At 70.1% G+C, this 17,373-nt stretch carries 15 protein-coding genes; 5 read left to right on the top strand and 10 right to left on the bottom strand.

Translation table 11 applies throughout. The features are described from left to right. Positions 1-353: 353 nt before the first annotated feature. The 10 genes from dusB to HALOF300_RS22275 form a co-directional block, all read right to left on the bottom strand. Positions 354-1,547, bottom strand: a complete 1,194-nt coding sequence (dusB, locus tag HALOF300_RS22320) for a tRNA dihydrouridine synthase DusB (RefSeq protein ID WP_269455322.1) — start codon at positions 1,545-1,547, stop codon at positions 354-356. A 272-nt stretch (positions 1,548-1,819) separates the two neighbouring features. Beyond that, complete coding sequence (locus tag HALOF300_RS22315) at positions 1,820-3,817, bottom strand: hypothetical protein (RefSeq protein WP_156743099.1); 1,998 nt, start codon at positions 3,815-3,817, stop codon at positions 1,820-1,822. Next, complete coding sequence (locus tag HALOF300_RS22310) at positions 3,814-4,812, bottom strand: glycoside hydrolase family 130 protein (RefSeq protein ID WP_156743098.1); 999 nt, start codon at positions 4,810-4,812, stop codon at positions 3,814-3,816. Before HALOF300_RS22310 ends, HALOF300_RS22315 begins: the two co-directional genes overlap by 4 nt. Positions 4,813-4,821: 9 nt before the next feature. Continuing rightward, positions 4,822-5,652: a carbohydrate ABC transporter permease gene (locus HALOF300_RS22305; protein WP_154794648.1), complete on the bottom strand. Its 831-nt coding sequence runs from the start codon at positions 5,650-5,652 to the stop codon at positions 4,822-4,824. 1 nt (position 5,653) lies between these two features. Next, positions 5,654-6,556 (bottom strand): carbohydrate ABC transporter permease, encoded by a 903-nt coding sequence (locus tag HALOF300_RS22300; protein ID WP_156743097.1) that lies wholly within the window; start codon positions 6,554-6,556, stop codon positions 5,654-5,656. A 1-nt stretch (position 6,557) separates the two neighbouring features. Then, positions 6,558-7,859 (bottom strand): extracellular solute-binding protein, encoded by a 1,302-nt coding sequence (locus HALOF300_RS22295; RefSeq protein ID WP_156743096.1) that lies wholly within the window; start codon positions 7,857-7,859, stop codon positions 6,558-6,560. Continuing rightward, a complete protein-coding gene (locus tag HALOF300_RS22290) occupies positions 7,856-8,881 on the bottom strand; it encodes a LacI family DNA-binding transcriptional regulator (RefSeq protein ID WP_156743095.1) in 1,026 nt (341 codons plus the stop codon). The genes HALOF300_RS22295 and HALOF300_RS22290 overlap by 4 nt, the downstream gene beginning before the upstream one ends. 265 nt (positions 8,882-9,146) lie before the next feature. After that, positions 9,147-10,553 (bottom strand): YibE/F family protein, encoded by a 1,407-nt coding sequence (locus tag HALOF300_RS22285; protein ID WP_156743094.1) that lies wholly within the window; start codon positions 10,551-10,553, stop codon positions 9,147-9,149. Positions 10,554-10,566: 13 nt separating this feature from the next. Continuing rightward, positions 10,567-11,955 carry a glycine--tRNA ligase gene (locus HALOF300_RS22280; RefSeq protein WP_156743101.1) on the bottom strand — a complete coding sequence of 463 codons (1,389 nt, stop codon included), beginning with the start codon at positions 11,953-11,955 and terminating at the stop codon, positions 10,567-10,569. 262 nt (positions 11,956-12,217) lie between these two features. Then, positions 12,218-12,970, bottom strand: a complete 753-nt coding sequence (locus HALOF300_RS22275) for a hypothetical protein (RefSeq protein WP_156743093.1) — start codon at positions 12,968-12,970, stop codon at positions 12,218-12,220. A 638-nt stretch (positions 12,971-13,608) separates the two neighbouring features. Here HALOF300_RS22275 and HALOF300_RS22270 point away from each other — a divergent pair. Genes HALOF300_RS22270 through HALOF300_RS22250 form a run of 5 tightly spaced genes read left to right on the top strand, consistent with a single transcriptional unit; the run spans position 13,609 to position 17,335 of the window. Beyond that, the gene (locus HALOF300_RS22270) at positions 13,609-14,592 is read left to right on the top strand and encodes a metal ABC transporter substrate-binding protein (protein ID WP_156743092.1); all 984 of its coding nucleotides are present in this window, start codon (positions 13,609-13,611) and stop codon (positions 14,590-14,592) included. Then, entirely contained in the window at positions 14,589-15,374 is a 786-nt protein-coding gene (locus HALOF300_RS22265; protein WP_156743091.1) for a metal ABC transporter ATP-binding protein, read from the top strand. The genes HALOF300_RS22270 and HALOF300_RS22265 overlap by 4 nt, the downstream gene beginning before the upstream one ends. Beyond that, the gene (locus HALOF300_RS22260; protein WP_156743090.1) at positions 15,371-16,297 is read left to right on the top strand and encodes a metal ABC transporter permease; all 927 of its coding nucleotides are present in this window, start codon (positions 15,371-15,373) and stop codon (positions 16,295-16,297) included. Before HALOF300_RS22265 ends, HALOF300_RS22260 begins: the two co-directional genes overlap by 4 nt. Before the next feature lie 2 nt (positions 16,298-16,299). Beyond that, on the top strand, positions 16,300-16,710 hold the full coding sequence (locus HALOF300_RS22255; protein ID WP_156743089.1) for a Fur family transcriptional regulator: 411 nt from the start codon (positions 16,300-16,302) through the stop codon (positions 16,708-16,710). Continuing rightward, positions 16,703-17,335 (top strand): DedA family protein, encoded by a 633-nt coding sequence (locus tag HALOF300_RS22250; protein WP_156743088.1) that lies wholly within the window; start codon positions 16,703-16,705, stop codon positions 17,333-17,335. Before HALOF300_RS22255 ends, HALOF300_RS22250 begins: the two co-directional genes overlap by 8 nt. Positions 17,336-17,373: the final 38 nt, after the last annotated feature.

The raw sequence follows: 17,373 nt of genomic DNA, 5'->3' as shown, positions 1-17,373 counted from the left end.
ACTCACCCCCGGCCCACTCACCCCGCGCGAGGGTGCGACTCTGCGGCCGACGGCCCGGTTCCGCCGCACAACGACACCCTCAGGCCACAGCCCGGCGAGGTTGCGACCGTCGAGCGTGCGATCCTGCGGCCGACGACCCGGTTCCGCCGCACAACGACACCCTCAGGCCACAGCCCGGCGAGGTTGCGGCCGTCGAGGGTGCGATTCTGCGGCGGACGGCCCGGTTCCGCCGCACGATGACACCCTCAGCCGCATCCCCGACGGTCGCGGCCGCCGAGGGTGCGATTGTGCGGCCGACGGTGCCGATGCGCCGCACGATGACACCCCGGCGGGTGGTCGGGCGACGTCGGCGGTCAGCCGCCGGAGACGCTGAGCTCGGCCTCGGCGAGCATCGCGCGCAGACCGGCGTCGATGGCGCGCGAATCCAGCCAGCCTTCCGGCACGTGCGGCACCTTCGGGGTGCCGGCGCGGCCGCGCGGCCCCTCGGCGCCCTCGCCCGGGTACGGCTGCGCGAGCTCGAGTGCGCCGAGCCGCTCGTCGAGCTCGTCGAGGCTGGAGACCATGCCGAGCGCAGCCCTGGCCTCACCGCCCACAACGTAACCCTTGAGGTACCAGGACATGTGCTTGCGCAACTCCCGCAGCGCCTTCAGCTCCTCGCCGAAGTGCGCCACCATCAGCTCGGCGTGCCGGCGGACCACGGACGCGACCTCGCCGAGGCCCGGCTGGATCCGCGCGTCCGAGCCTGCGAACGCGGACACGAGGTCGGCGAACAGCCACGGCCGCCCCTGGCAGCCCCGCCCGACCACGACACCGTCGCAGCCGGTGTGGGCGACCATCGCGAGCGCGTCCTCGGCGGACCAGATATCCCCGTTGCCGAGCACCGGCACGTCGGTGACGGCCTCCTTGAGGGCGGCGATCGCGTCCCAGTGAGCGGTGCCGGAGTAGTAGTCGGCGGCGGTGCGCGCGTGCAGCGCGACGGCGGCCACGCCCGCGTCCTGGGCGCGTCGGCCGGCGTCGAGGTAGGTGAGGTGGTCGGCGTCGATGCCCATTCGCATCTTCACCGTGATCGGCACGTCCGACCCTTCGGTCGCCTCCACGGCGGCGCCGACGATCTTCGTGAACAACTCGCTCTTCCAGGGCAGCACCGCTCCCCCGCCCTTGCGGGTCACCTTGGGCACCGGGCAGCCGAAGTTGAGGTCGATGTGGTCGGCGCGGTCCTCGGCGACCAACATCCGGGTGGCCGCGCGCACGGTGGCCGGGTCCACGCCGTACAGCTGCACGCTGCGCACGCCCTCACCCTCGTCATGGGAGATGATCCGCATCGACTCCGGGGTTCGCTCCACGAGCGCCCGCGACGTCACCATCTCGGCGACGTACAGGCCCACCGGCGCCGGGTTGCCCTCGAGCTCGGCCGCCCGCTCCGACGGCAGCGCACCGGCGGCAGCGTCCCGGCACAGGGTCCGGAACGGAGCGTTCGTGACCCCCGCCATGGGCGCGAGGATCACCGGGGTGCCCACCTCGATGGGGCCGATCTGCAGGGACGTCACCTTCCGATTGTCTCAGGTGCCGTCGTCGATGCCCGACGGCGGTGGCCGGCACCTGCTGTGATGTTCGCCGCGGGCGGGGCTCGCCCCGGCGATCGTCCGCCCGCCGCCGGCTTCCCCCGGCACCGCCGTCCGCCTGCCGAGGCAGCGGGATCCTGGTGAACCAGAGCGGTGCAAACCGCTGGCTCACCCCGATCCCGCTGACTCAGGGCGCGACGCCAGGGTTCGGCGCGGACGCGGCGCCCGGCGCGGCTCGTCGCCACGCCGCACCCGTCTCAGCGGCTGATCGTGAATCCGCCCTCGACCACCCGGACCTGGCGGCCCGCTCGCATCTGGCCGCGCTGTCTCCCGGAGCCGGTGTACGCGCGGGCGGTGCCACCCGCAAGCGCGGGCGTCAGGGTGACCCGGTCGCCGGCGTTGACGTAGAGGACAGCGTCGGTGCCCGTGGTGGCGTAGTGCGCGGTCGTCACCAGGGGGCGAAGCAGCAGCGCGTCGAGGCGCAGGTCCCCGTCGCTCTCGCACCGGACGGTCACGACGCCGGCCGGGACAACGTCGTCCAGGCCCTGTGGCACGAGACTGCCTGGAACCTCGGTCAGACCCGCCGCGCCGGTGCCACCGTTGGCCGTGACGCCCAGTGCCGCACCGCCGACGACGCTCCACCGGGCGGTGCCCGCCTCGGCGTCCGTGCGCCACACGATCGGATACGCGAGCGCGGCCTGTTCGGCATCGAGATCGAACTCGACCCACTCCCCCGCCGGTACCTGCAGGTAGGCGCCACCGGAGAGGTTGCCCTCGCCCATCCAGGCACCGCCGCTGGGGGTCACCACCGTGCAGCCGGCACTGAACCGTGCGGTCTCGGCGTCGACGGCGCTGAGTCCTTCGAACGCGTGCAGGGAGGTGATCGAGCGGGCCAGGGCGGCGACGTCGGGGCGGGTGTCCAGGGCGAGCATGGTGAGCTGCCCGTGGATCGTGGACTCCGCGCCGGAGTTCCGGTTGATCCGCCCGTCCGTCTCGACACCGTCGAACGTGACCCCGGTCGCCGGGTCGTAGACCGCGGTGCCCGCGGTGTTCGCCCCGAAGAACCACCCGGCGGCCAGCCCGGCGAGCTCACGGAGCCCCGGTCCGCCGTCCGCGTCGGCCGCGGCCAGGGCGGCGGCCACCCGCCCGTGGGCACCATAGGCGATCTGGGCCTCGGCAGGCAGGGGCGCCCACGCGTTGTTCGGTCCCCCGCAGGCGAGCACCAGCGGGGTGAAGGTGCCGGCGTCCGTGATCGCGACGTCGATCAGGTCGTCGCGGCCCAGGGTCTCGCCCGCCCGGGCGAGGGCCTCCGGGGCGGCGCCACCCCACGCGTGCCAGAAGCCGAGCGACCCGGTCCACGGCAGGACCGCCCCGAACGGCCACCCAGCGGTTGCGGTACCCATCGCGGCGATCCCCTCGGCGTAGCGCTCGAGGGCGCTGCCGACCCGGTCGTCGGGCATGGCGGCCTGCGTCGCCGCCAGGCCGAGCACGGCCTCTGCCGTCGCGTCGGCGCCGCCGCCGATGAGCCATGCGGGCAGATCGACGCCGTCGCTGGTGACGAACTGTCCGTACCGCGAGAGTGACTCCTCATCGAGGGCATCCAGTGCCAGGTGCAGGCGTTCGGACAGGAACGCGGCAAAGCCGTCATCCTCGCCGCTGAACGCCGCGTAGCCCTCGCCCAGCGCCCAGACGGTGCGAGCCAGCCAGTAGGACTCCGCCGAGTCCGAGGGGTCGGGCAGCTCGACCGGCTCGGCGCTCGGGTTGAGCGAGCCGTCGAACTGCTGCCAGAGCACCACCCGGCCGGTGTTCGGCCCGTCGACGGTCTGCAGGTAGGCCAGCGCCCGCAGGTTCTCGTAGGCGTGGCCGCGGCTGCGCACGTCACCCGAGGCGTGCCAGTCCCGCAGGAACACGACGGCGGCACGGGCGATGTCGTCGGCGTTGAACGCACCCTGGCCGTAGTACCCGGTCGCCGGATCGAAGGCGCCGCCGCCCACCCGACGGAACGATCCGCCGTCGGCATCGGCGTACGTCCATGGCGCCAGAGCGACCGGCTCGGCGTCGATGCGGTAGGTGGTGTGCGCCGTCGACGGCGTGAGCGGCACCTCGCCGAGGAGGAAGCGCAGGTGGTCGAGGTTGGCGAGCCGGGCGTTGCCGCCGGCTCGCGTGACCGGAGCGGCGACGGCGGTCGGGGCCGTGGCCACGACGGCGCCGGCGGCGGCCAGCGCGCCCAGGAAGGCGCGGCGGGAGGTTCTCATCTTCGTGTCTCCTTCGACTCGAGTGCGGCGCGCACCTGCGCACCCCAGGGCTGGGCGGGGTCGTGCACGGCGACCGCGAGGGTGGTGTCGGACTGCCCGTAATAGGCGAACCACTTGCCGCGGAAGGAGACCAGGCCCTCGACGAAGGTCACGTTCGAGACGAGGCCATGGCGATCCTCGAAGGTCTGCGGCCGCAGCCACGGCACCTGCATCCGGGCGATGACGGTGGTCGGGTCCTCCGGGTCGATGGCGATCTGACCGCAGCGATAGTCGACGTCCACGCGCCCGTCGGAATGCACCGTTCGCGTCGCCCCATTGGTGAGGAAGACCAGCAGCCCGTTGGACGACAGGACCGGGGAGGTGCCGATCTCGACGAGGTCGGCATCGAAGGAACCGGGTGTGGGCGAATACATCGGTTCGGTGTCGGGCGTGCCGGGCGTCCAGTGGATCAGGTCGTCACTGGTCGCCCAGTAGATCGCGCCCTCGCCGAAGTACATCCACCACCTGCCCTGCATCTGCACCGGGACGATGACCCCGGCCTTGGACCAGTTGTGGCCGCGCGGGTCCACGGTCGCGAACGTGTCGAAGTCGGAGAAGATCGGGCCGTGCCGCGTCCAGGTGTGCAGGTCGGTCGAGGTGGCCAGGCACAGCTGCGCACTGTGGCGGTCCCAGCCGGTGTAGGTCAGGTAATACACGCCCTCGATGAGGACGATCCGTGGGTCCTCCGCGCCGAACCGCTCGTAGTCCTCCTGCGGAGAGAACACCGGGGCGTCCTCGCGTTCGAAGGTGTAGCCGTCCGAGCTCCGGGCGAGGCCGATGTGGGACACGATGTCCTCGGCGTGCGCCCGGTACAGGAGCACGACCTCGTCGCCGTCCACGAGGGCGGCGGGGTTGTACAGGTTGGACGACTCCCAGCTGTTGCCCTTCGGACGCAGGATCGGGTTCCCCTCGTACGGGACGAACGGTCCGAGCGGGAAGGTGGCATCGGTAAACATGGGTTCCTCTCAGCCCTTGACGGCGGAGCCGATCTCGGACGCGGTGAAGTAACGCTGGAAGATGCAGAACAGGACGACCACCGGGAAGGCCAGGGTGGTGGCGCCGGCCAGGATCGCTCCGTTCGGGTTCGCCGTGGACTGGGCGACGTTGCTGATGTAGTTCGCGAGCGAGACCGCCAACGGCTGCATCGTCACGTCCTTGGTGATCAGGAACGGCCACAGGAACTCGTTCCACGGCCCGATGAACGTCACCAGAAGCACGGTGACCAGGGCGGGGCGCACGAGCGGGACGGCGACCGAACGCAGGATCCGCAACTCACTGGCGCCGTCGATCCGGGCGGCCTCGAACACCTCCTGCGGGAGAGCGCGGAAGAACTGCGTGAAGATGAACACGGCCGTTGTGTTGATCGCGAACGGCAGGATCATCCCAAGGTAGCTGTCCCCGAGCCCGTAGGTCCGGGTCACCTGCACGTACAACGGGATCATCAACAGTTGGAACGGCACCATCTGGATGAGCAGCATCAGCACCCAGGTGGCCGCCTTGCCGCGGAAGTCGAGGCGGGCCAGGGCGTAGCCGGCGAGCAGGCCGAACACGACCGTGCCGAGCAGCACCCCGGTGGTGAAGATCAGCGAGTTCAGCAGCGAGCCGCCCAGATCCAGCCGGCTGTCGATGGCCGAGAAGTTCTGGGTGGTCCAGCCGTCCGTCGGGAACAGCGAGGACGGCGAGTTCGTCGGGTTGACCTGGAACGCACCGACCACCATGAAGTAGAACGGGAACGCGAACACGAGTGCGGCAAGGGTGAGCGGCAGGTAGCGCCACCAGCGGATCTTCGTCCTCATCTCACTTCTCCCGGTTCAGTCGGCTCGCGGCCATGGACAGCAGTCCGACAACGATCACCAGGAGCATCCCGATCGCCGATGCGGTGTCCGGGTTCTGCTGCTGGATGCCCTTCTGGTAGACGAGCAGCACCGGCGTGGCGCTGGCGCCGTCCGGGCCGCCTCCGTTGGTGAGCAGGTAGGGCTCGGTGAACAGGTTCGCACCGAGGATGATCGCCAGGATCAGCACCAGGGTGGTCGTGGCACGGACGCCCGGCACGGTCACGTTCAGGAACCGCTGGCGCAGGTTCGCGCCGTCGGTGGCCGCGGACTCGTACAGTTCCTTCGGGATGTTCTGCAGCGCAGCCAGGTAGAGCAGGATGTAGAAGCCGAGCTGCTTCCAGGTGACGTACAGCGCGATCGTGGGCATCGCCAGGCCCGAGTTGATGAGCCAGGACGGGCTCGGCGCGAGCGGCCCGAGGATCGTGTTGATCAGTCCGTTCTGAGCGAACAGCAGCATCCAGACGCCGACCAGGGACACGCTCGCGGTCAGGTACGGGACGTAGAACGCGACCCGGAAGGCCGAGACGAACCGGATCCCCGCGTTCAGCGCCGTCGCGAGGATGAGGGAGAGCACCACCGTGAGCGGCACGAAGATGACGAGGAACACCCCGGTGTTGCGGAACGACTGGAGGACCTTCGGGTCCGTCAGGACATCGGCGAAGTTGTCGAACCCGACGAACGGCGTGGGAACCGAGACGCCCGGAGCCGTGAAGATGTAATCGTGGAAGGCGATGTACACCGCGAAGCAGAGCGGGTAGACGAACACCACGGCCACGAACACCAGGTACGGCAGCGCGAACAGGGTACCGATCGGCTGCACACCCCACCACGGACGGCGTGGGGTGCGCAGCTGGGTCGTGGTCACGTCAGTCCCCGACGAGGCCGTTGATCTCGGTCTCGGCGTTCGTGAGGAAGTCGTCCACGGACTGGCTCCCGAAGATCACGGCCGAGGAGTACTCGTCGCGGAACACCTGCCAGACCTCGACCGAATTGTCGATGCTCGGCACGTCGGCCACCCGCTCGGTCTGGCTGGCGAACGCCTCGTACATCGGGTTGGCCGCGAAGTAGTCGCTGAACGTGGCGGCCAGGTCGGTGCGGATCGGCATCTGCCCGGTGTTCTCCAGGAGCAGGCCGTCGTTCTCCTCGCTCGTGGTGAACTTCAGGAACTCCCAGGCCGTGCCCTGGTTCTCGCACGAGGTGAACATGGAGATGTTCTTGGAGTCGGCGAACGTGAAGACCTCGTCGGCGCCACCGGACGTCGGCACCGGCATGAAGCCGACATCGACACTGTCCGCGTAGGAGGCGATCGCCCACGGGCCGGCGAGCTGCATCGCGGTGGTGCCCGCGGACATCGCATCGTCGGTGGACGCCTCCTGTGGCGAGAGACCCTCGGAGTACATCGTCGCCCAGAACTCCCCGACGGCCCGGCCCTCGTCTGTGTTGAAGGTCGACGCGCCGTCCTCGACGAGCATCGTGCCGCCGGTCTCGGCCAGGTAGAGCGGGTAGAAGTCGAACCAGGGCTGGTAGAACTCGCTCGTCGGCGAGGGCCAGATCGCGCTGGCCGCCGCACCGGAGGAGACGATCTGCCGCGAGCCGTCGAGGAACTCGTCGAAGGTCGCCATCCCCGGGTTCTCCGGGTCGAGCCCGGCCGCAGCGAAGACTGTCTTGTTGTACATCACCATCACCGGGTTGGACTTCCACGGGAGCTGGTAGTACGAGCCATCGGTCTGATAGCTCGCGACGTTCTCGCCGCCACGGTCCTCGATGTAGGAGGCACCGTCCTCGAATTCGGACAGGTTGACCAGGCCGCCCTGGCGGACCCAGCCCGACACCGCGGCGTTCGCGATGTTGTACACGAGGCAGGGTGCGGTCCCGGCCGTGATTGCGGCGGTGATGGCCTCCTCCGAGGAGGCACCGGCGGGGATCTCCTGGGCGGTGACCTGCTCGTCCGGATGCTCGGCGTTCCAGGCATCGACGACTGCAGTGGCCCAGGCGAGCTCGGCCTCGTTGTTCGACGTCCAGATATCGATCGGGCCGGTGGCGCCGGCGGCGCCGTCGCCACCTCCACCTCCACCTCCGCCATCGTCGCCGTCGCCGCCTCCGGAGCATCCAGCTGCGAACAGGGCCACGGCCCCGATCACCGCGAGGGTACGTGTGGTGGTCTTCATCGGTCTCCTCCTTGAGCGATTGATGGTGCTGGTGCGGCTGTGCTGGCGCGCAGCCGCAGTTCGTTGCAGTCGATCTCGACGGACCCGGGGGTGGCCCCGTCGATGTCGGCCAGGAGTACCTCCGCCGTGATCCGACCGCGCCGGAACGGGTCGGTCGCGACGGAGGTCAGGGCCGGGGACAGGTGCGCGGAGAGGTGGTCGTCGTCGAAGCCCGCGAGGGCAAGGTCATCGGGCACCCGGAAGTCCCGGCTGCGCGCGAGGGACAGGCCCGCGATCGCCATCGTGTCGTTCGCGTACAGCACCGCGGTCGGCCGGTCCGTCAGGTCGAGCAGCTCGCCGGTGAGGTCGCGTCCGCTGGCCGCTCCGAAGTCACCCTCGCGGAGCAGTTCCTCCGATCCGATCTCCTCGACGTAGGCGCGTGCGCGGGCGTGGGAGTGCACGTAGCCGAGCGGGCCGGTGACGTGGGCGATGCGCTCGTGCCCGAGACCACGCAGGTGCGTGATGAGGTCTCGCATCTGGACGGCGTCGTCGCTGCGCACGCAGGAGAACGGGCTCTCCTGCTCGTAGGCGCCAAGGAGCACCGCAGTGAGTCCGAGTTCGGCGAGGAAGGCCACCCGCCAGTCCGAGCGGTGCAGGTCGATGACGATCACTCCGTCCGCCTTGCCGTGCGCCATCGACCGGTAGGCCCGCTCCTCGGCGGACCGCGAGGCCGCCACCTGCAGCAGCAGAGCCACCTCGGCATCGGCGAGACCGGACTCGAGACCGGCGATGAAGGCCGGGAAGAAGGAGTCCGAGGCGATCACGCCCGGATCGCGGGCGATGACCAGGCCGACGGCGTTCGCGCGCCGGGTCGCGAGGGCACGAGCACTGTGACTTGGCACCCAGCCGAGCGACTCGGCCGCCTCGAAGACCCGGGCCTTCGTCGGCGCCGAGATCGAGCGCTTGCCGCTGTAGGCGTGCGAGACCGTGGCACGGGTGACCCCCGCGACACGTGCCACATCGCCGATCGTCGGCTTCGCCATCTGGATTCCCTCGACTCTGAGTTCGACCTGAGGGCCTCAGGTTAACCGGTTTGACGATGGAAGGTCAACCGGTTTGACGATGAGAGTTCGACGAAGACGTTCGACGACGCCGGGCACCCACTCGCCGCCCGCCACGTCCGCTCGCCGCCCCAGGCACAGCCGCTCGCCGCCGCGGGCACTGCCACTCGCGGCCGCCTGCCGACCGTTGCGTTCGACACCGACGCGCACGACCTCGGGTCCCCGCAGTGGCGCAGCCCCTCGCGAACTACCGGTCGACGGCGTCCGGTCCTGGTGGGCCCGCGGCCGCACCATCGTTGCCGGTCGGCTCGGCACGGTGCGCGCCAGCAGTACCACCGCGGTCGCGACGCCGCTCGCGAACGGCGCCACCGCCGTCGGACGTTGTCTCGCGACCCGCACCACCGCCGTCGGACGTTGTCCCGCGAACCGCACCACCGCCGTCGGCGAGCTCTGCTGGAACCGCACCAACACCGTCGGGCGTTGCGAGTACCGCGAACCGGTCGCGCGCCCTGGACGAGGCGACCAGGAGAGTCGCGATCGCCGTCGTGGCGGGGATGGCGAGCACGAGGCCGATCGAGGAGACCAGCGTGCGCACGACCTCCTCGGCGATCTCGCCCGCGGTCAGCGTGCTGCCGAGCGAGCGGTCGTAGAGCATGACGATCATCAGGACCGGCAGCGCCGTGCCGACGTAGGCGAACGCGAGCGTGTAGACGGTGGAGGCGATGTGGTCGCGACCGATCCGCATGGCGCGGCCGAACACCTGCCGCAGCGGAGCGTTCGGGGAGGCGGCGCGCAACTCCCAGACGGCCGACGCCTGCGTGATCGTGACGTCGTTGAGGGCGCCGAGGCCGGCGATCACGATGCCGCAGAGCAGGATGTCACGCAGGTTCACCCCGGGCAGCACCGAGCTCAACACGAGCGAGGAGTCGGAGTTCGCCCCGGTGAGGCTGGCCGCGCCGGTGGCCCACGCCGCCAGGGCCGTGGTGGCGGCAAGGCCGATGAACGTGCCGAGCAGTGCCGTCGTGGTCCGGATCGAGATCCCGTGCGCGAGATACACGGCGAAGAACATCATCGCGCTGGTGCCCACGAGCGTCACCAGCAACGGCGGGCCGCCGCCCATCAGCGCCGGGATCAGGAACACACCGACCACGCCAAGGCTGGCGAGCAACCCGACGATCGCCATGAATCCACGCAACCGGGCGACGGCGAGCACCACCAGCGCATAGACGATGCCGAGGATGATCAGCGGCACATCACGGACGAAGTCCACGAAGACGTACGGACTGCCGGAGCCGAGCGCACTGGCGGTGAAGAAGACCCGCATCTGCGAGCCGACCTCGATGCCGGACTCGACGATCTCCGGCGGCACCTGGACCGGGACGATCCTGCCGGTGCCGTCGTGCAGCTCGGCGCGGACCTCCTCGCCGATGACGCCGGTCACCTCCACCACGGTGGCCGTGGTGAAGTTGGGGCCCTCGACCGGGTTCTCGAGCGAGCCGATCGGGGTGTCGCCGCCGGGCCAGAGCGCGATCAGGCCGACGATCGTGGCGATGAGCAGGGGTAGGACGCACGCCGCGAGGATGCGGCGGGCCCGACGAGCACCTAGGACGCCGAGGTCGCGATCAGGATCGAGTTCGGTGTGCTGGTGGCTCATCGGGCCCGGGTGCTCAGGCGCCGACGAGGCGCGCTGCGAGGTAGCCGGAGACCTGGTCGAGCGCGACCCGCTCCTGCGTCATGGAGTCACGCTCGCGGATGGTCACGGCCTGGTCGTCCGCGGTGTCGAAGTCCACCGTGATGCAGAACGGGGTGCCGACCTCGTCCTGGCGGCGGTAGCGGCGACCGATCGCACCGGCGTCGTCGAAGTCGACGTTCCAGTTCTTGCGCAGTTCAGCGGCGAGGTCCTTGGCGACCGGGGAGAGCTGCTCGTTGCGGGACAGCGGCAGCACCGCGGCCTTGACCGGCGCGAGGCGCGGGTCCAGGCGCAGGACCGTGCGCTTGTCCACGCCGCCCTTCGCGTTCGGGGCCTCGTCCTCGTAGTAGGACTCGACCAGGAACGCCATCAGCGAGCGGGTCAGGCCGGCCGCGGGCTCGATCACGTACGGCACCCAGCGCTCACCGCTGGTCTGGTCGAAGTAGGACAGGTCCTGGCCGGAGTGCTCGGTGTGCGTGGTCAGGTCGAAGTCCGTGCGGTTCGCGATGCCCTCGAGCTCGCCCCACTCGCTGCCCTGGAAGCCGAACCGGTACTCGATGTCCACGGTCCGCTTCGAGTAGTGGGAGAGCTTCTCCTTGGGGTGCTCGAAGTGGCGCAGGTTGTCCCGGGCGATGCCCAGGTCGGTGTACCAGTCGGTGCGGGCATCGATCCAGTACTGGTGCCACTCCTCGTCCGTGCCGGGGGCGACGAAGAACTCCATCTCCATCTGCTCGAACTCGCGCGTGCGGAAGATGAAGTTCCCGGGGGTGATCTCGTTGCGGAAGGACTTGCCGATCTGGCCGATGCCGAACGGCGGCTTCTTCCGGGCGGCGCCCATCACGGTCGCGAAGTTCACGAAGATGCCCTGGGCGGTCTCCGGGCGCAGGTAGTGCAGCCCGGACTCCTCCTCGACGGGGCCGAGGTAGGTCTTGAGCATCATGTTGAAGTCGCGCGGCTCGGTCCACTGCCCGCGCGTGCCGCAGTTCGGGCAGGCGATGTCCGCGAGGCCGTTCTCCGGGGCACGCCCCTTCTTCTCCTCGAACTCCTCCTCGAGGTGGTCCGCACGGAACCGGCGGTGACAGGACATGCACTCGGTGAGCGGGTCGGTGAACACGCCGACGTGACCGGAAGCGACCCAGACCTGCTTGGGCAGGATCACCATGGAGTCGAGGCCGACGACGTCATCACGGCCGCGGACCATGTTCTGCCACCACTGCCGCTTGATGTTCTCCTTCAGTTCGACGCCGAGCGGCCCGTAGTCCCAAGCGGACCGGGTACCGCCGTAGATCTCACCGGACGGGAACACGAACCCGCGGCGCTTCGCGAGATTGACGACGGCATCGAGACGGGACGGCTCCTTGGCCAACTGACTCACTCCTGGATGTGTGTCCGGTCCTGGCTGGTTCCGGACGTGCGGGCCCGAGCCTGGCTGGCCCGGGCGAGACCCATCGGACAGGCTACCTGCCGGTGGCGGAGTGTCTGGTTCTGCGGGTAGGCCGAGCAGTGCGGGCGACACCCGGCTGGGACCCACCCACCGGACCCCCGGCGAGCAAGAGGGATGCGGGTGAGGAAGAGGGGTGCATCCCTCTATCTCACCCGGAAGGCTCTGTGCCACGGTGCTCGGGATGTCAACGTCGACCGGGCGACGGCATGAGTGCGGGGCGCGGGTGCAGGTCAGGGCGAACCGGTGCCGGGAATGCTGCCCGCATCCGGGCCACCGCCGCGGCTGGATCCATGAGGTGATGGTGTACGAATCTCTCCAGGTGGACGCCTGCCCGACCGAGGGCATCTGCTCTGACCTTCTCGGCGTACAGGGCGTCGTCCCTGAACCCTTCGTGCCTGCGCTCCGAGCCCTGATCGGGGCGATACTTGGCCTTGCCGTCATACTCGGCGCCGACACGGTACCCGAGCCTGCGCCCGTCGGGGCTGTCCTGTACCCGCATCAGCCAGCCTACGTCGAGGTACTTCACACCCTGGTCCGTGGGTACGCGCATCTGAGTGATCGGCTCGGGAAGCCCACGGGCAAGCGCGATGTATCGCAGTATCGACTCACCAGGAGACTCGCTCAGGGGGTCGGCGTGAGTGAGGATCGCACGTGCGCTCACGAGCCCACGACGCCCCGGGGACTCCTCCAGTCGCTCCATCAGGCCGGCGCGGACCGCCACGAGCCGAATCGCATGACGTTCGGGGTGGTCCCGCCGCGGGTTCAACAGGATTCGGAGCAGGCTGTCCACGGCGGCGAGCGCACGGTCGGGCTGAAGTGCCAACGCGCAATCGATCATCGTCCGTTCGAAACTGGTCACCGGAAGTCCATGGATCTCGACCACGTCACCGTTCCTGAGCCAGGGCGCGTGGTGCCGGCGCAGGTCGGAACCCCTCACGATGTTGGGCGATGACCACTGGCTGATGTGGACGAGATCGTCAGGATGGTCGATCCAGCCGCCGTGGAGGAGGACGGCCGTCTCATGGCTGAAGGCGAAACGGCAGGACAACTGTGCAGCCACGGCGGCACAGCGCGCAAGGGTGAGGTGATCAGCCCGTTCCCATGAGGCCCCCGACTCACTCGTCCGGACGAGCGCTCCGCGCCGTACCCGCGTGTGTGCACCGCCGCGGTGGAACGTCGCCAGATTCTCGGCGCCACGTTCGTGCGCCAGGACGACTTCCGGTGGGGTAGGCGGGCCGGGCAGCGTGGACATCTCCCCACCATTGACGACATTGGTCCCGTCAACGAGTTGCGCCGACCGATCTGGGGACAACTTGGCGTAACGCGAATCTGTGCATGAGCATCCGAACCCTCGGGACCCGTCCCTGCCGCCGCCCTGTCCGGCTTGAGCCAGCGGGTTCCGGGTGACCCAGAGCACCGGAACCCTCTGGCTCACCCGGAACCCTCTGGCTCACCTCCGGGCCGGTCACGAACGGCGCCAGGACGTGGGCGGCACGTACCGGCGTGACGAGGACCACTCGTGACCGGCACCCGCAGTCTTTGACACCACCCCGCCCGCAAGTGAGAATGGTTCCCATGCACAGACTTCCCCGCGGGTACGTCCTGACCGCTCTGACCGCCGTGACCGCCCTCGCACTCGCCGGGTGTGCCGGTTCGTCGGACGGGGACGAGAGCTCGGCGGGCGGTGGCCTGACGGTGCTGACCACCTTCTACCCGCTGCAGTTCGTGGCGGAGCACGTCGGTGGCGACCTGGTCGAGGTGTCCAACCTGACCCCGGCCGGCGCCGAACCGCATGACCTGGAGCTGTCCCCCGTCGACGTGCTGACCCTCGAGGACGCGGACGTCGTGGTGTACCTGTCCGGCTTTCAGCCCGCCATCGACGATGCGCTGACCGGGACGTCCGGACCTCTGATCCTGGACACCGCCGACGCCGCCGACCTCGTGATCCATGGCGGCGCCGAGTCGGAGGGAGCCGCCGGCGATGAGCACGACGAGGCCGAGGACGGCCACACCGAGGACGACGGTCACGACCACGGCCTCGAGGGCGAGGACCCGCACTTCTGGCTCGACCCGACCCGGGTCGCGGCCGTCGCCGAGGTCGTCGCGGACACGTTCAGCGAGGCCGACCCGGACAATGCCGACACCTACACCGCGAACGCGCAGGCCCTGACCGCCGAGCTGACCGGCCTGGACGAGGAGTACACGGCGGCGCTTGGCACCTGCGAGCGCGACGTCATCGTGGTCTCACACGCCGCGTTCGGCTACCTCACCGACCGGTACGGCCTGACCCAGGTGGGCATCTCCGGCCTGGACCCCGAGAGTGAGCCCGCCCCCGCCCGGCTGACCGAGATCGGCCACATCGTCGAGGAGTCCGGCGTCACCACCATCTTCACCGAGACCCTGATCAGCCCGAAGGTCGCGGAGGTCCTGGCCGAGGATCTCGGCATCGACGTCGGCGTCCTGGACCCGATCGAGGGCCTGACCGACGCCGAACAGGACTATCTTTCGGTGATGCGGACCAACCTGGACGAACTCACGGGGGCGCTCGGCTGCGCATGAGCGACCTCATCAGTGTGACCGATCTGCGGGTCGACCTGGGCTCGGCGACCATCCTGCGCGGCATCGACCTGACCGTCGGCGAGGGGGAGGTCGTCGCCCTCCTCGGCGCGAACGGGTCCGGCAAGTCCACGCTGATGCGCGCGATGCTCGGCCTGGTCCCGATCTCCGGCGGCGACGCCAGCCTGTTCGGGATCTCCGTGCGCAACCAGCGGCGGCAGGTCCCCTGGCCGCGGGTCGGCTATGTGCCGCAACGCGCGTCCGTCGGGTCCGGCATCCCCGCCACCGCCCTTGAGGTGGTCCTGACCGGGCTGCTCAACGACCGCCGCTGGCACGTCCCACGCGGTGGCCGCACCCGAGCCCTGGACGCCCTGGCGGCGGTGGACCTGGCCGACCGCGCGAACAGCCCGCTGCACCAGCTCTCCGGCGGGCAGCAGCAACGGGTCGCCATCGCCCGCGCGCTCGTACGGGCGCCGGACCTGCTTCTGCTCGACGAGCCGATGGCGGGCGTGGACCGCCCCACCCAGGCCACGTTCGCCAGGCTCCTGACGACCCTCCAGTCCGAAGGGACGACCGTGGGCATCGTGCTGCACGAGCTCGGCCCGATCCGCCCGCTGATCCAGCGGTGCGTGGTGCTGCGCCACGGCGTGATCGCCCACGACGGTGGCGCCCCGGCCCCCGCACCCGGCCACGGCGCCGCGGATCACGAGCACGTCCACCTCGACCACGGCCGCCACGAGCCGACCGATGTGCATGAGACCGTCACCCCGAGGTCCCTTCCATGAGCCTGATCGACAGCCTGATCTCCGTCGTCTCCAGCCCGATGCTGCAGCGGTCCCTGATCGCCGCCCTGGTGGTCGGCCTGGCCGCACCCGTGATCGGCACGTACCTGGTGCAGCGACGGCTCTCACTGCTTGGCGACGGCGTCGGTCACGTCGCGCTCACGGGCGTCGCGATGGGCTGGCTGGTCGGCTCCTGGACCGGCGCCGAACCGAACGACGCCTACGCCGTCCTCGGCGCGGTCATCGCCGCCGTGATCGGCGCCATCCTCATCGAGGTGGTCCGCTCCCGCGGCCGCACCAGCGGCGACGTCGCGCTCGCGCTGCTCTTCTACGGCGGCATCGCCGGCGGCGTCGTGATCATCAGCCTCGCCGGGGGCACGAACGCGAACCTGACCGCCTACCTGTTCGGATCCCTCGCCACCATCACCACCGGTGACCTGGTCATGACCATCGTCATGGCGGCCGTCATCATGGCCGTCGGCATCGGGCTGCGGACCGCTCTGTTCGCGGTCTCCCAGGACGAGGAGTTCGCCCGCTCCACCGGGCTGCCGGTGCAGGTGCTGAACATCCTGATCGCGGTGGTCGCCGCGCTGACCGTGACCGTCTCGATGCGGGTCGTCGGGCTGCTGCTGGTGAGCGCGCTGATGATCGTGCCGGTCGCCATCGCGCAACTGGTCACATCCTCGTTCCGGCGCACCATGTTCACGGCGATGGGCGTCGGCGCCGCCGTGTGCGTCATCGGCCTCGTCATCACCTTCTTCCACCGCCTCGCGCCGGGCGCGACGATCGTTGTCCTGGCGATCTGCGTCTACGCTGTGATAGCGGCCGTCCGCCCCCTGCTGGGCGCCGGGCGGGGGCGAGCCGCCGATCCTCATCCGGACATGGATGACGACGTGAACGTCAGCAACGCCGGTGCTCAGGAGTGACGATGCAACGCATGACCCGCCAGCGCGCGGCCGTGAGCGAGGTCCTCGCCGACACCGAGGACTTCCGCAGCGCGCAGCAGCTGCACGACATGCTCCGTGAGGCCGGCCACTCGGTCGGCCTGGCCACCGTCTACCGCACCATGCAGACCCTCGCCGAGAACGGCGACGTGGATGTCCTGCGCAACGCCGAGGGCGAGTCGCTGTTCCGCCGCTGCCGCAAGCAGGTGCACCACCACCACCTGGTCTGCCGGGTCTGCGGGCGGACCGTCGAGCTGGACGCCGGCATCGTGGAGCAGTGGGCCGCCGAGGTCGGGCAGTCGCACGGCTTCGTCGACGTCGAACACACCGCCGAGTTGTTCGGCACCTGCGCGGAGTGCACGGCCGCGGGGGCGGTGGGCACCCGGGATGCCTGACTTCCTTGCCGAACTGCCGTTCTGGCTCATCATGCTCCTTCTCAGCTGCGGCGCCATGCTGCGCGGGCAGGGCATGTACTGGGCCGGGCGGATCGTCACGGAACAGGCGCTGCGGCGCACCCACCCGACGCAGGGTTGGACCCTCAAGGCGCATGCCTGGCTACAGGCCGGCGGCGCGGACGCCGGCATCCGGGCGATCCGCCGCTGGGGCCTGTTCGCGGTGCCCGTGTGCTACCTGACCGTCGGGTTCCAGTCGATGGTGCAGGCCGGCGCGGGTGTGCTGCGGATCACCTGGTGGAAGTACACGCTGGCGCAGATCCCCGGCGCGATCGCGTGGGGAGCGATCTACGCGACGATCGGCTTCGCGGTCTGGGAGGCGGCCCTCGCCGCCGCCGCGGGCAGCCCGCTCGGGCTCGCCGTGATCGCCGCGCTCGTGGTCGCGGTCGTGGTGGCTGTGGTCGTGCGGCGGCGGTCGCGGCGCCCTGCCGGGCCGGCCGCCGCAATCCAGATGCCCGACGGCGGAGCGGACGACGGCGTCATCGACACCTTTGCCGAGGTGGTCGGGTCAGAGACGGACACCCCGGCGGTGCCGGCGGCTGAGCAGTCCGGAGCCGAGCGAGCCTGATCGGTCGCACGGATCGCGTGTTGCCTGGTGGAGGGACG

The sequence above is a fragment of the Occultella aeris genome, assembly GCF_902703175.1.
Taxonomy (GTDB): Bacteria; Actinomycetota; Actinomycetes; order Actinomycetales; family Beutenbergiaceae; genus Occultella; species Occultella aeris.
Note: the sequence above shows the minus strand (reverse complement) of the source record. Positions and strands in the feature narration are given on the sequence as shown.

Excerpts from the sequence above, each read along its gene's own strand:
- HALOF300_RS22315 (WP_156743099.1), bottom strand. The coding sequence starts at position 3,817 with ATGAGAACCTCCCGCCGCGCCTTCCTGGGCGCGCTGGCCGCCGCCGGC.
- HALOF300_RS22310 (WP_156743098.1), bottom strand. The coding sequence starts at position 4,812 with ATGTTTACCGATGCCACCTTCCCGCTCGGACCGTTCGTCCCGTACGAG.
- HALOF300_RS22305 (WP_154794648.1), bottom strand. The coding sequence starts at position 5,652 with ATGAGGACGAAGATCCGCTGGTGGCGCTACCTGCCGCTCACCCTTGCC.
- HALOF300_RS22295 (WP_156743096.1), bottom strand. The coding sequence starts at position 7,859 with ATGAAGACCACCACACGTACCCTCGCGGTGATCGGGGCCGTGGCCCTG.
- HALOF300_RS22290 (WP_156743095.1), bottom strand. The coding sequence starts at position 8,881 with ATGGCGAAGCCGACGATCGGCGATGTGGCACGTGTCGCGGGGGTCACC.
- HALOF300_RS22285 (WP_156743094.1), bottom strand. The coding sequence starts at position 10,553 with ATGAGCCACCAGCACACCGAACTCGATCCTGATCGCGACCTCGGCGTC.
- HALOF300_RS22270 (WP_156743092.1), top strand. The coding sequence starts at position 13,609 with ATGCACAGACTTCCCCGCGGGTACGTCCTGACCGCTCTGACCGCCGTG.
- HALOF300_RS22265 (WP_156743091.1), top strand. The coding sequence starts at position 14,589 with ATGAGCGACCTCATCAGTGTGACCGATCTGCGGGTCGACCTGGGCTCG.
- HALOF300_RS22260 (WP_156743090.1), top strand. The coding sequence starts at position 15,371 with ATGAGCCTGATCGACAGCCTGATCTCCGTCGTCTCCAGCCCGATGCTG.
- HALOF300_RS22255 (WP_156743089.1), top strand. The coding sequence starts at position 16,300 with ATGCAACGCATGACCCGCCAGCGCGCGGCCGTGAGCGAGGTCCTCGCC.
- HALOF300_RS22250 (WP_156743088.1), top strand. The coding sequence starts at position 16,703 with ATGCCTGACTTCCTTGCCGAACTGCCGTTCTGGCTCATCATGCTCCTT.